The following is a 12,567-nucleotide window of genomic DNA, read 5'->3' as shown; positions in this document are numbered from 1 at the left end:
ACGAGCTGATCGACGAACGGGCGGGGCCGTGCACCGTCGCGCCGCTCCGGCGGGCACCGGCGTGGCTCGCCCCAGACGCCGGGCGCGCGGGTGCTCGGGGCGCGGCCCGTCCCTCGCGTCGCCGTGGGCGGCGACGGATCGGCGGCGTTGTTGAATCCCTCGCGGTGCGGCAGCCGTAGGACAGGTCGTCGAGGGCGCGCTCCGTGCGGGTCCTTCTCGAGGAGGAGGCGAACCATGCGTTCCACCGCCCGGCGATGGCTCGTGGTGCCGACCTGCGTCCTGGCCGTGGTGGTGCTCGTCGCCACGCCGGCGGCGGCGGCGACGCCGTGGACGATCGTGCCCAGCCCGAGCTCGGGCAGGGACTTCAACCGCCTGAACGCGGTGACGGCGGTGTTCTCGAACGACGCCTGGGCCGTCGGCCTCGCCCGCCGGTCGGGCCGGTACCGGACGCTGATCCTGCACGACGACGGCACCGGTTGGCGGCAGGTGAGCAGCCCCTCGGTCGGCTCGTCGACCAACGAGCTCCTGGCCGTGCACGGCACGTCGGCCGGCAACGCGTGGGCCGTCGGCCGGGCCTTCACCGGCTCGGTGGACCACACCCTGGCCCTGCACTTCAACGGGGCCGGGTGGTCGACGACCCCCACCCCCAACGTCGGGCCGGGCGACAACGCGCTGCGGGGGGTGGCCTCGGTGACCCCCTATGACGTGTGGGCCGTCGGCGCCTCGACCGGGGACTACACCTTCGCCCCGCTGGCCATGCACTTCGACGGGTCGGCGTGGACGGTGGTGCCCACCCCCGAGCCGCCGGGCGGCGGGTTCCTCGACGCCGTCGTGGCCCTGGCCCCCGACGACGTGTGGGCCGTGGGCGGCACCGGCGACGACGGCGACGCCGCGCTGGTGGAGCACTGGGACGGCACCAGGTGGCGGGTCGTGCGCACCCCGCCGCTCGCCGGTGAGGACTCGCTGCACGCGGTGTCGGCCCTGGCGGCCGACGACATCTGGGCCGTCGGCCGGGTCGGCAGCTCCACTCTGACCGAGCACTGGGACGGCTCGGCGTGGTCGGTCGTCCCGAGCCCGGACCCGCTGGCGACGAGCAGCGGCACCAACTTCCTCACCGGCGTGGCCGCCGTGTCGCCCACCGAGGTGTGGGCCGTCGGCGGCGCCCGGGACTTCACCGCCGGCGGCGTGGTCCGCACGGCCACCCTCCGGTACGACGGCACCGGGTGGCGGGTGGTCCCCAGCCCGAACGCCGGCTCGGGCGACAACACCCTCCTCGGCGTGGCCACCCCCGGCCCCGGCCACCTCGTCGCCGTCGGCAGCTACCGCCCCACCCCGAGCGCCTACGACCGCACCCTCGTCCTCGCGGCAGACCGGATCTGAGCCGGCGAGCTCCCGGGGCGTCGCTCACCGGCGGCGCTCAGCAGCGCGGCGCGCCCACCGGGGCCGAGGGTGGCGCGGTGACCGGTCCCGCCCGTCAGGTGACGAGCTGCTCGACGAGCTCGTCGAGGAGCCGGGAGAACGCCCGGGCGACGGTCGTGTTGGACAGCATGGTCCACGTCGACCGCCGAGCGGGGTCGGTCTCGGAGCGGAACCGGACGCCGGCGTCCCAACCCTCCAGGCGCACGGTGTCACGCGACTCGTGGAGCCAGAGCCCGAGGCCGTAGCGCATGCCCTCCGACGGCACGTCGCTGCGAGGGCGGACCATCTCGGCGACCCAGCCCGGCGACACGATCCGGCCGGCGAGGAAGGACGACCAGAGGGCGTGGACGTCGGCCGCGGTCGAGTAGATGCCGCCGTCGCCGCTGCCCCGGACGGGGAGGTGGAACACGTTCGTCCTCGGCTGGTCGGGGGTGAGGTACCCGACCGCCGCGTCGCCGGGGAGCTCGTCGGAGCGGAGGAAGGCGGTGGCCGCCATGCCCGCCGGCCGGCAGACGCGCTCGTCCACGAGGTCGGCGAACGGTGTGCCCGTGGCCCGCTCGGCGAGGAGCGCGAGCAGCACGTAGCCGCTGTTGCTGTACGAGAACCGCTCACCGGGCGGGAACTTCGACGGGCGGCCGTCGAGCACGCGCACGTACTGCTCGGTGGTGGCCAGCTCGTGGACCGGGACGGTCAGCACGTAGCCGTCCACGTCGAGGTCCGACTCCTCGTCCACGTAGTCGCCGATGCCCGACCGGTGGGCGAGCAGGTGCTCGACGGTCACGCCGTCGTCGACCATCGGCAGGTCGTCACCCAGCAGGGAGCGGGCCGTCGTCGCAGGATCGAGCCGTCCGTCCTCGACGAGGCTGACGACGGTCAGGGCGGTCAGGCCCTTCGTGCCGCTGGCGATGCCGAACCGGGTGTCGACGGTGTTCGGGATCCGGTGCGCCCGGTCCGCCATCCCGTAGGCCCGCTCGAGCACCACCGTGCCGTCGACGTCGACCCGCACGACGCCCGAGAAGTCGGTCTCGGCAGCCGCGCGGTCGAGCGCCCCGGCAGGATCGTCCATGGCACGGACCGTAGATCGTCCGCGGCTCGGCCGGCGTCGTCACACCGCGCCGGTCCCGAGTCGACGCGCCCACTTCGAGCCCGCCGCGCCGCCACCACCGACGTCATCGCCACCCGCTGGCGTCACGTGGTCGGCGACCTGGGCGGCGGCTCCGACGCTTCGTGCCCACGTACGCTCGGGTGATGGGAAGCAAGTCGACACCGTCGAGCTCGCCGAAGAAGCCGAGCCGCAGCCTCAAAGAGAAGCGCGCCGCGAAGCACGCGAAGCAGGAGCAACAGAAGGACGCCCGGAAGGGCTGGAACACCAAGTAGGCCGCCTCCGAGCGACCGACTCGCCTTGCAGGCGGGCGACGGTGAGCCGGCCTGTAGGCGGGGTTCTGGCCTCACCGGCTCGGCGCACGCCGTGACCAGGGCCGAAACCGGCGTTGACCAGGGCCTACGGCTGGTAGCAATGCCAGCGGCCCTGACCCCGGACCTGCCCGGCGGGCGACGGATTGTGTCGCGCCTGTGTCGCGCCGGCCTCGCCGCCGCCCTCGGCCTCCACTAGCCCGCCGCGTCCCGCAGGACGGCGGCCAGGTCGAAGCTCGGGGCCTGGCGGCGCACCCCGAGGTCGGCCTCCCCGAACCGGCGGGCGGCCAGGTGGGGCTTGCGCTCGGCCAGCGCCTCGGCCGCCGCCCTGATCCGCTCGGCGTCGGGCAGGCCGTCCTCGCCCACCAGCTCGGCGGCCGGGACGTGGGCGGTGAGGTCGTCGCCGTCGGCCAGGACGCCGTCCACGGCCCGGGCGACCTCGGCGGTCAGCAGGCGGCGGGTCAGGGCCTCGGCCCTCGCCTCGGCGTCGCGGGCGGCGGTGCGCCGGTCGGCGGCCTCGGCCCGCAGCCGCTCGACGTAGCTGCGGGGGAAGGTGTCCGCGTCCTCGGGCGGGTCGGCGTCGGCCTCGGGGGCCCCGGGGGTCGGGTCGGTGGGCTGGTCGGTCAAGGGTGGCCTCCTGGGCGCTCGGTGACGACGGGGCGGGGCCGGCAGCGGCAGCCGGGGTGGTGCCAGAACGGTTCGGCGGGGGCGATGCCCTCGGCCGGCTCGGTGGCCGCCCACGCCCGGCACCGCTCGCACGCCCCGGGGGCGGTCTGCCGCGTCCAGTTGACGTGGCGCTCGGTCAGGGCCAGCAGGTAGGCGGCCTGGGCCGCGCTCATCGGCTCGGCCATGGCCACCCGCTGCCAGCGGGGCACGTCGCCCCGCTCGGCCTCCAGCGTGGCGAACGCCCGGTGCAGGCGCTCCAGGTCGTCGGGCGGCGGGGCCAGGCCGAGGACGACCTCGGGGCGGCCGAACGTGACGGTGAGGGTGGCGGCGGCCGACAGGTCGGCCAGCGCGTAGGCCCGAGCGTCGGCCCGGGCCACGGCGGCGGCGGCCAGGGCGACGAGGAGGGCCGGCGCCAGGCCGAGGCCGAGGAGGGCGACCACGGCGGCCGCCGTGGCCTCTGAGAGGGCCTGTACCGGTCCCCTCACGGCAGCAGGGCCTCCAGTGCCCTCACGTCCACGCCGGCTCCGTCCAGAGCCTCCTGGCGCCGCTGGGCGCGCATGAGGCTCACCGTCTCGGGCGAGTAGCCGAGGTCGGCCATGAGCTGCGCCCACGGCACGCCCACCTGAGACTTCTTCAGCGCGGCGTCGGCCTGGGCCGCCTCGGCCTCGGTCCTCGGGTCGCGCCACACGCACTCCATGCGCTCGGCGCCGGCCGGCAGGCGGCCGTCGCGCACGAGGAGGGCGAGCCGGGCGGCCTGCTCGACGGGCGGGGCGAACGTCCGCTGCCGGCGGCGGGCCTTGGCCACCAGGCCGGCCTCGGCGGCCCGCACCGACTCGGCCGACACCTGCTGGCCCTTGTACGCCCCGAGGGCCAGGTGGGGCGGGACGGCGGCCTGGGAGAGCAGGTGGGCGGTGGCCGCGTCGATGGCGGCCAGGAGGGCGGCCAGGTCGGCGGCCGGGAACTGGCCGAGCTTCGCCTGCTCGGACTCGACCACGTACAGCCGGCCGGGGCCGGCGTCCCCGAACGGGTCGATGGCGGCACCCGTCTCGGGATCGACCGGTACCTCCACGCCGGTGGCCCACCGCCTCGGGAGCGCGTAGGCCTCGGCCCCGACGGCCAGCGACGACACCAGGTGGCCGAGAAGGTCCTGGAGAGCCAGGACGCCCGGCGTCAGCTCACTCTCGCCCGACCCCATGAGCCGCTGCCGGTTGGCCAGCTCCACCACGGGGACGACGCCGAGCGGGTTCCGGACGACTTCGACGGTCTGCCAGTTCCGCACCGTCTCCAGGCTCATCCCGTCGGTGAACGGCCGCTCGGAGGCCAGCCGGTAGACGGCCTCGGGCAGGTAGAGGGTGGCCCGGGCCAGCTTCGCGTCGGGGTCGGCCCACCGCTTGAGGGCGGCTGTGACCCGCCGGGCGCCGCGCTGGGCCGGGTCGATGAAGGCGGCCACCTGGTGGGCCGACTCCGCGCTGACGACCGGCCGGCCGGCCTCGTCGCCCCACACGGTCAGGAACGACCGGCCGTGGAGTAGGGCCTCGGGCAGGGCGAGGGCCAGCGCGTCGGACCCGCCGGCCTCCTCCCAGGTGTTCCACACGTCCTCGCTGGCCTCGGTCGAGCCGGCCAGCCGGAACCCGACGACCTCCAGCCGCTCCGAGAGGGCATCGCAGGCCAAGCGAAGCCAGTTGGTCGTCAGGCCGGCCAGGCCGGAGAGCTTGGCCGTTCGCAGCCGCTCGGCGGCCAGCGCGAGAGGCGCAGTGCCCTCGTAGTAGCGGTCGAGCCGGGACAGGCGGGGGCCGGCGTCGTCCAGCCGGCGGGAGAGCAGGTCGGTCACCTCGGCCACGGTCGCCACCCGGCCAGCCTAGATCGGCAGGAGCGATGGACACCGGACGGTCCATCGCCACAGCCGATGGCGTCGCTACAGTGGTGCCGTCGCTCACCCACCGAGGGCCGCGGGGCGCACAGCACCTGGGCACCGCGGCCCCCGGGCGGGCGACGAAGCGCACCCCGCACGGGGTCGCCAGTGGTGTCCTCGTCTCCACCGGGCTGGCGGCCTCGTCGGGGAGCAGGCGCCAGGCGCGCCGCCCCGCCCGCCCGGGCCGGCCTCGGGCTTCCGCTCACCACCCGCGGAGGTCCGCGCAGTGCCCTCGTCCTTCAACACCCCCGGCGCCGGAGCTGAACTCGTTCGTGAGGCCGTGGCCGGGCTCTTGATCGAGCCCCTCATGGCCGAGAGCATCATCCTGCGCTCCGGCCCACGACTGTTCACGGCCTCGGGTGGCGTCCCGATCCGCGTCCCCAAGCTGGTCGAGTTTCCGATCGGCGTCGGCACCGGCGCCTCGGCCACGTATTGGGTTGGCGAGTCGGAACCGATCGGCCAGGCGGAGGCCACGTTCTCGGAGCTGGTGCTCCTGCCGTCGAGCCTCCGCTCTATCAAGGTGATCCACCGCGTTAGTGCAGAGCTAGCCCGGCACGCCGTGATCGACGTCGTGAACGTCCTCCGCTCGGCGCTCGTCCGGCGGATTGCGCTCGCCCTCGACTCCGTCTTCATCGCCGGCACTGGCGACAACGACACGCCCCTCGGCATCCTCAACACGCCCGGGACGCAGTCGGAGGACTACGGGGCCGGCGGCCCGACGGTGGACGACCTCATCGACGCCCGCGCCCTCGCCATGGCGGCCAACGCCGAGCCCAACGTCTGGTTCGTCCACCCGGACGACTTCACCACTCTGGCCAAGCAGCGCGAGGACTCGGGCGCCGGACCGGGAACGGGGCAGTACCTCCTCCAGCCCGACCCGACCGAGGCCGCCACCATGCGCCTCCTCGGCATCCCGGCCCGCGTGAGCACGCAGGTACCGGCTGGCCAGCTGGTCCTCGCCGACATGCGGCAGGTTGCCGTCGCTCGCGATGTCGACGCCTCGGTCGCCATTCTCAGGGAGACGTTCGCCACGACCGACGAGGTTGGCATTCGGGTCGTGTCCCGCTGGGACGTGGGCCTCCTGAACCCCGAGGGCGTCGTCGTCCTCCAGCCCGCTGCCTGACGTGCCCCTCCCCCTCCTCGCCTCGCCGGGGAAGGTGGCCGAGGCCTTCGGGGCCGACCTCGACCAGTGGGCCGTGGACGCCGTGCGGATGGCCTCGGACATGGCCCGGGGCTACCTGCGCCTGACCGTCACCGCCGTGGCCGACGACACCGTGCACCTGCCCGGCACCCTCGGGGCGAGGCTCGCCCTCCCCGAGCTGCCGGTCACCGCCGTGACGGCCGTGTCGGTCGACGGGACCGCACTGGCGTCGTCGGGCTACGCCTGGCGCCGCTCCGGCCTCCTGCTGCGCCGCGACGGCGCCGGCTGGGGCGGCCCGGACGCGGAGGTGGCCGTCACCTACGACCACGGGTGGGAGACGGTGCCGGGCGACCTGGCCGCCGTCGTCCTCGCCGCCGCCCTGCGCCTGGCCCCCAACCCCGGCCAGTACGACTACCGCTCCTACGGCGGCCCCGTCGTCCACGACGGCCACAACTACGGCAGCCAGGACGACCGCGCCGGGAACGTCTACCGGGGCGCCTGGGCCGGCTGGACGCTGGCCGAGCGGATCGTCCTCGACCGCTACCGGCGGCGCTGGGCCTCCGTCGCCGCCTGAGCAGTGAAGCGCGGCCCCAAGGCCCCCGTCCGGCTCGACCCCCTCCCCGGCCTGGACGACCTCCCGCCGGCCGGCGGCGACCGCGTCGCCGCCTTCGCCGAGCGGTACCTCACCGTCCCCCGCGGCCACGGCGTCGGCGAGCCGCTGGTCCTCCGGTCCTGGCAGCACCGCATCGCCTGCCAGCTGTTCGACGCCCCCCGGCCGTGGACCGCCGTGCTCTCCCTGCCCCGCGCCCAGGGCAAGTCCACCCTGGCCGCCGTCCTCGCCCTCGCTGAGGCCCACGCCGGCCCGCCCTCGGCCGAGGTCCTGTGCGTGGCCGCCTCCGGCGAGCGCCAGGCCGCCATTGTCCTCGGCCAGGCCGCCCGCATGACGGCCGCCTCCCCCGAGCTGGCCGACCGGACCCAGGTCTACCGGGACCGCCTCGTCGTCCCCGGCACAGACGCGCAGGTGCTCACGCTCCCCTCGGACCCCGCCGCCGTGGAGGGCTACGACCCGAGTCTGGTAGTGGTCGATGAACTCGGGCACGTCCGGGAGGACGTGTGGGAGTCACTGGTCGGCTACGCCGGCAAGCGGCCCGCCTCCCTGGTGGTCGCCATCTCCACGCCGGCCAGCTCCGAGGACTCCCTCATGTGGCGGCTAGTCAAGGCCCGCCGCGAGGCCCCCGACGCCCTCCACCGGCTGGTCGAGTACGCCGCCCCCGACGGGTGCGACGTGGCCGACGAGGCCGCCTGGGAGGCCGCCATGCCGGCCCTGGACGATTTCTGCTCGCGCTCCGCTGTACGGTCGAAGCTCACCACGCTCCGGCCTGAGGCGTTCCGCCGGTACTGCCTCGGCCAGTGGACGACGGCCGCCGACGACGTGTGGCTGCCGTTCGGCGCCTGGGAGGCGTGCGCCGACCCCGAGCGCACCGTCCCGCCCGGCACGCCGGTCGTCCTCGGCTTCGACGGGTCGGCGAGCGGGGATAGCACGGCGGCCGTCGGGTGCACGCTCGGCGACGACGACACGCCGCCCCACGTGTTCCTCGTCGGCCTGTGGGAGAACCCGGGCGACCGGGGCTGGCGAGTGGACCGGAGCCTGGTCGACGCCGCCGTGGAGCGGGCCTTCGCCACCTGGGACGTGCGCGAGCTGGCCTGCGACCCGTGGGGCTGGCGCGACTCCATCGCCCGCTGGGCGGCCCGGTGGCCGGGCCGGGTGGTCGAGTGGCCGACGAGCGTCGGCAGCCGCATGGGGCCGGCGACCGACCGCATGTACCAGGCCGTTCTGGACCGGACGGTCAGCCACGCCGGCAACGCCGACCTGGCGCGCCACGTCAACAACTGCCGGGCTCGGTCCACGCCGGTGGGCGACCTCGTCCACAAGCAGGCCAAGTCCTCGCCGCTCAAGATCGACGCCGCCGTTGCGGCCATCGTCGCCCACGACAGGGCCGCCTGGCACCGGAGCCGGCCCCGCCGCTCGGGGCGGGTCCACGTGTTCCGTTGACGGGGATCGAGGTAGAGGGCATTCAAACAGATTCCGAGGGCTCTTCGTCTCTCCTTAGAGAGTCGGGTCGTCGAGCTTCCTCCCACAAGCTCTTTCGTATGCGGACATACACGTGGAGAATGCGTCGGAGGAAAAAGAAGGCGAAAGCCATAAATAACCCCAGGGAGATAGCATAAAAGACAGACAATATGACAGATTGGTTGCTCGTATTCGTGACTATGATGATGAGGACTTGTCCTAGCATCGCAACAATGAAGGCGGTAAGATGTGAGAATAAGTAGGCAGTCATTATCGCGGTGTTACCGGCTGTCATCGTCGCCTCAACGAGCGCTTGGCGTTCCCGCCGACGCGCCGCAGCGGCGGCCCGAGACGCGCTCCGTCGTGACCACCACGCTTTCAATTTGTCGCCCCAAAGCACCTGGGCGACCGTGAGTACCGCGGAGACGAGAACGCCCGCTAGGAACACCAACCACGTCGTCACAACGGCGGATGCTATGGGGGGCCGTTCGGCGGTGCCGGGTGGGTTCGGCTTCCGGGCTAGGGGGGCGGTCGTGACGAGACTCGCGAAGCGGGTCACCCCCCGCCGCGCCGAGGGCCGCGACGGCCGTTGCACGCGCGGCACACGACCTCCACGTCCACGCCGAGCCGCAGGCGCTCGCCCCGCTGGACCCGCTCCCACGCGCCCGGCAGGTGGTCGAGGGTGAGGTCAGCTCCCCGTCCGGTGGCGCCGCAGTCCTGGCAAAACGGCTGGAGCTGGCGCGCCCGCTGGCTGGTCTGGCGCCAAGCCCCCCCGTAGCCGCGGGCGGAGCTGGACCGAACGTGCCGGCGGTAGTTGCCACAGTCGGCGCAGCGCGGCCCGGGCGACGTCGGCGTCCCACAGGTCAGGCACGGCACCGGCGTGTCCACGCCGCCAAGTGTGGCCGCGCCCCCGTTCCCACAAGGGCCTTAGTAACGCCGGCCGCACAGCCCCTACCTTCGCGACTGGCGCCGCTACCTGCGCGCCACCCCTAACCCTGTCTACATCCACCTCTACGCCACCTCTGCTTGTGGAACACGCACCCCCTCTGACCTGCGGTGCCACCGCTATCACCCCTATCACCCCGACCTGGACACGACTTTGCTCGTACGGCTGGCGGTACTAGGGGTGGCGGCCGTCGGCACGTCGAGCGCCACGTCCTCGGGCAGCCGCCACCAGTCCCGCGTACCGCCGCCCTGGCGGCGCCGGTCGAGCTTCATGGATACGCACCCGCCGGCCCGGAGCACGACCCCCATGCGGCGAGGGGTGACGTTGTCGCCCCGGGCCACGTGGAGCCACTTCCGCAGCGCGGGGCCGTGGACGTACAAGTCGCCGTCGTAGGCGAACGGGAAGCCGAGGGCCACGGCCTCGTCCTCGTCGGCCATCGGGGGCCGCTCGCTCAGGAACTCCTCCAGCCACGACGCGCACAGGCCCCCGTCGGTGGCCTCTCGCCCGATGGACTCGTCGCTGGCAGCCCGCATGATCAGGTCGGCCACGCCCAGCCAGTCGGTCGCCCGGGACTTCACCGTCTCCCGGGCCGCCTCCGCGATCCTCGCCCGGGCCTTGGGCAGCGAGCACAGCTCCTCGGTGGACAGGTTGACGGCCGCCCCGTTGTCGAACACCAGCCGCCAGACCGGCGGTTCGCTCAAGTACTGCACTACGTCGACCAGCTTCCGGCGAGACAGGCCCATGGCGTCGCTCGCCGCCGGAATCAGGAGCGCGGCGTCGTCGGTCGCCTCCAGCGCCCGCTCGGACCGCCGCCGGTCCATCTCCCGCTCCAGCTCGGGCTCGGACAGCGCGTGCACGTCGCGGACGGTCACGCCGCCACGTCCGGCATCGGCTCAAAGCCGGTCGTCGCCCGGAAGGCCTGCGCCCCCCGCTCGACGCCGGCCGGCGAGCGGTCTATCGGCCGGCCCAGCAGGTCGCACGGCCACGTCCACCCGTCCAGCTCGGCCCGCGCCGCCCGGTCGCCCCGCTTGGCCCGCCGCACCAGGTCGGCCCGGTGCTCGTCCACTTCGGCGGCGGCCCGCCGCACGGCCCGCAGCCGCGCCCGGAAGTACGGGTGCTCCCGGTGGAGCCGGGCCTGCTGCACCGGGTGCAGGCGGGCGACGAAGGCCAGGAACGCCGCCTCCACCTCGGGCGGCCAAGAGGCCCACAGATCGCCCACGACCCCGGCCAGCTCCCGGTCGGGCACGTGGCGGTACCGGACGGTGGTGTCGTCCATCCACTGCCACCACGCGTCTTCCCGTTCTGGGGTGAGCCGGTCTGCCCGGAGAGGCCCTCCCGCCGCCTCGCCTCGATCTTCACCACTGCGGTTTACCATCCGCACGCCGAACCTCCGTCGTCGGTACTATTGCGCGTAACGGTACGTCGCCAACCCGAGAGGATCGCGGATGCCCCGCCCCGCCAAGCCCGACGACGAGAAGCTGCGCCAGGTGGGCCTCCGCCTGGACCCCGCGGACTACGAAATGCTGAAGGCGTTCGCCGCCAGCAAGGCCCGCACCATGGCCGACGTGACCAGGTGGCTGGTGCAAAGCGCCATCGCCAAGGGCGAGCTGGTGGCCGACGACCTCGGCCCCGCCGCCGAGCAGGGCGAGATCGACCGGTTGCTCGCTCGGGACGGCGGCATGCGGACCCTGAGCGAGGACATGGCGGTCCTCGTGTCGGCCCTCGGCTACCTCCAGAACGTCATCGACCAGATCATCCGGGGCAGCGCCCGCCGGGGCATCCTGGCCGCCGCCGGGGCGGGCGACGCCCTCCTGCGCTACGCCGACCAGGAGGCCGCCCGGCGGGGCACCACCGTGGAGGCCCTGATGGCCGAGGCCCGGGCCTGATGGCCTCCATCGACAAGCTTCCCAATGGGAAGTACCGCGCCCGCTGGCGCACGCCCGACGGCGCCAGCCGGTGCAAGCACTTCGACCGGCGGGCCGACGCCCGGCGCCACCTGGCGACCGTCGAGCACACGAAGGCCACGGGTGCCTACGTGGACGCCCGGGCCGGCCGGGTCACCTTCCGCGCCTACGCCGAGGAGTGGCGGGCCGCCCAGGTGCACCGCCCCAGCACCGCCGCCCAGGTGGAGGGCAACCTGCGCCGCCACGCCTACCCGGCGCTGGGCGACCGGCCCATCGCGGCCATCCGCCCGTCGCACGTCCAAGCGTGGGTCCGGGGCCTGGCCGACACGCTCGCCCCCGCCACCGTCGAGGTCGTCTACCGGTACGTAGCCGCCATCTTCCGCGCCGCCGTGGCCGACCGGGTGGTCGCCACCAGCCCGGCCGCCCGGGTCACGCTCCCGAGGGCCGAGCGGGCGACGGTCGAGCCGCTGGCCGTCGAGGCCGTCGAGGCCATCGCCGCCGCCCTCCCGCCCCGCTACCGCGCCCTCGTCGCCCTGGCCGCCGGGACCGGGCTGCGCCAGGGCGAGGCCTTCGGCCTGACCGTCGACCGCGTCGACTTCCTGCGCCGCACCGTCCGGGTGGACCGCCAGCTCCTCCTCCTGCCCGGCGGGCCGCCGACGCTCGCCCCGCCCAAGACCGAGGCCAGCCGCCGCACCGTGCCCCTCCCGAGCGTCGTGGTGGACGCCCTGGCCGCCCACCTGGCCGCTTACCCGGCCGGCCCGGACGGCCACGTGTTCACCGACGAGGCCGGCCGGCCGATCCGCCGCAACCGGTTCGGGGAAGTCTGGCGGGCCGCCGTGCGGGCGGTCGGCGTGCCCGTCGGCGCGGACTTCCACGCGCTCCGGCACTTCTACGCCTCCCTCCTGATCCGCCACGGGGAGAGCGTCAAGGTCGTTCAGGACCGGCTCGGCCACGCCTCGGCGGCCGAGACGCTGGACACCTACTCGCACCTGTGGCCCGATGCCGAGGACCGCACGCGGGCCGCGGTCGACGCGGTGCTCGGCGTAGGAGTGATGGTCACGGGTACCGAGGGAAGGGCTCGGCGGTGACCACCTT

The 12,567-nt window shown here is 74.4% G+C and carries 13 protein-coding genes; 7 read left to right on the top strand and 6 right to left on the bottom strand.

Annotation, left to right across the window (positions count from 1 at the left end; translation table 11 throughout):
- Positions 1 to 234: 234 nt before the first annotated feature.
- Positions 235 to 1,380 (top strand): hypothetical protein, encoded by a 1,146-nt coding sequence (locus VGB14_12920; GenBank protein HEX9993823.1) that lies wholly within the window; start codon positions 235 to 237, stop codon positions 1,378 to 1,380.
- Positions 1,381 to 1,474: 94 nt separating this feature from the next.
- Here VGB14_12920 and VGB14_12915 read toward each other — a convergent pair whose 3' ends face one another.
- Positions 1,475 to 2,485, bottom strand: coding sequence for a serine hydrolase domain-containing protein (locus VGB14_12915; protein HEX9993822.1), 1,011 nt, complete (start codon positions 2,483 to 2,485; stop codon positions 1,475 to 1,477).
- Between the two features lie 182 nt (positions 2,486 to 2,667).
- Between VGB14_12915 and VGB14_12910 the strand changes: the two genes are divergently transcribed.
- On the top strand, positions 2,668 to 2,796 hold the full coding sequence (locus VGB14_12910; protein HEX9993821.1) for a hypothetical protein: 129 nt from the start codon (positions 2,668 to 2,670) through the stop codon (positions 2,794 to 2,796).
- A 231-nt stretch (positions 2,797 to 3,027) separates the two neighbouring features.
- On the opposite strand, the gene VGB14_12905 is transcribed toward VGB14_12910, so the two are convergent.
- Genes VGB14_12905 through VGB14_12895 form a run of 3 tightly spaced genes read right to left on the bottom strand, consistent with a single transcriptional unit; the run spans position 3,028 to position 5,347 of the window.
- Positions 3,028 to 3,459 (bottom strand): hypothetical protein, encoded by a 432-nt coding sequence (locus VGB14_12905; GenBank protein HEX9993820.1) that lies wholly within the window; start codon positions 3,457 to 3,459, stop codon positions 3,028 to 3,030.
- Positions 3,456 to 3,983, bottom strand: a complete 528-nt coding sequence (locus VGB14_12900; GenBank protein HEX9993819.1) for a hypothetical protein — start codon at positions 3,981 to 3,983, stop codon at positions 3,456 to 3,458. The genes VGB14_12905 and VGB14_12900 overlap by 4 nt, the downstream gene beginning before the upstream one ends.
- On the bottom strand, positions 3,980 to 5,347 hold the full coding sequence (locus VGB14_12895) for a phage portal protein (GenBank protein HEX9993818.1): 1,368 nt from the start codon (positions 5,345 to 5,347) through the stop codon (positions 3,980 to 3,982). Before VGB14_12895 ends, VGB14_12900 begins: the two co-directional genes overlap by 4 nt.
- Before the next feature lie 289 nt (positions 5,348 to 5,636).
- Here VGB14_12895 and VGB14_12890 point away from each other — a divergent pair, with 289 nt between their 5' ends.
- The 3 genes from VGB14_12890 to VGB14_12880 are packed head-to-tail and all read left to right on the top strand — an operon-like array spanning position 5,637 to position 8,604.
- On the top strand, positions 5,637 to 6,533 hold the full coding sequence (locus VGB14_12890) for a phage major capsid protein (GenBank protein ID HEX9993817.1): 897 nt from the start codon (positions 5,637 to 5,639) through the stop codon (positions 6,531 to 6,533).
- Position 6,534: 1 nt separating this feature from the next.
- Complete coding sequence (locus VGB14_12885; GenBank protein HEX9993816.1) at positions 6,535 to 7,125, top strand: hypothetical protein; 591 nt, start codon at positions 6,535 to 6,537, stop codon at positions 7,123 to 7,125.
- A 3-nt stretch (positions 7,126 to 7,128) separates the two neighbouring features.
- Positions 7,129 to 8,604, top strand: a complete 1,476-nt coding sequence (locus VGB14_12880) for a terminase large subunit (protein ID HEX9993815.1) — start codon at positions 7,129 to 7,131, stop codon at positions 8,602 to 8,604.
- Positions 8,605 to 9,699: 1,095 nt separating this feature from the next.
- On the opposite strand, the gene VGB14_12875 is transcribed toward VGB14_12880, so the two are convergent.
- Together VGB14_12875 and VGB14_12870 are read right to left on the bottom strand one after the other, a co-directional pair.
- The gene (locus VGB14_12875; protein HEX9993814.1) at positions 9,700 to 10,440 is read right to left on the bottom strand and encodes a hypothetical protein; all 741 of its coding nucleotides are present in this window, start codon (positions 10,438 to 10,440) and stop codon (positions 9,700 to 9,702) included.
- Positions 10,437 to 10,844 (bottom strand): hypothetical protein, encoded by a 408-nt coding sequence (locus VGB14_12870; GenBank protein HEX9993813.1) that lies wholly within the window; start codon positions 10,842 to 10,844, stop codon positions 10,437 to 10,439. Before VGB14_12870 ends, VGB14_12875 begins: the two co-directional genes overlap by 4 nt.
- Before the next feature lie 169 nt (positions 10,845 to 11,013).
- On the opposite strand from VGB14_12870, the gene VGB14_12865 reads away from it, so the two are divergent.
- The gene (locus tag VGB14_12865) at positions 11,014 to 11,454 is read left to right on the top strand and encodes a hypothetical protein (protein HEX9993812.1); all 441 of its coding nucleotides are present in this window, start codon (positions 11,014 to 11,016) and stop codon (positions 11,452 to 11,454) included.
- Complete coding sequence (locus VGB14_12860) at positions 11,454 to 12,560, top strand: tyrosine-type recombinase/integrase (GenBank protein ID HEX9993811.1); 1,107 nt, start codon at positions 11,454 to 11,456, stop codon at positions 12,558 to 12,560. The genes VGB14_12865 and VGB14_12860 overlap by 1 nt, the downstream gene beginning before the upstream one ends.
- Positions 12,561 to 12,567 lie beyond the last annotated feature (7 nt).

It is taken from the genome of Acidimicrobiales bacterium, assembly GCA_036399815.1.
GTDB lineage: Bacteria > Actinomycetota > Acidimicrobiia > Acidimicrobiales > DASWMK01 > DASWMK01.
Note: the sequence above shows the minus strand (reverse complement) of the source record. Positions and strands in the feature narration are given on the sequence as shown.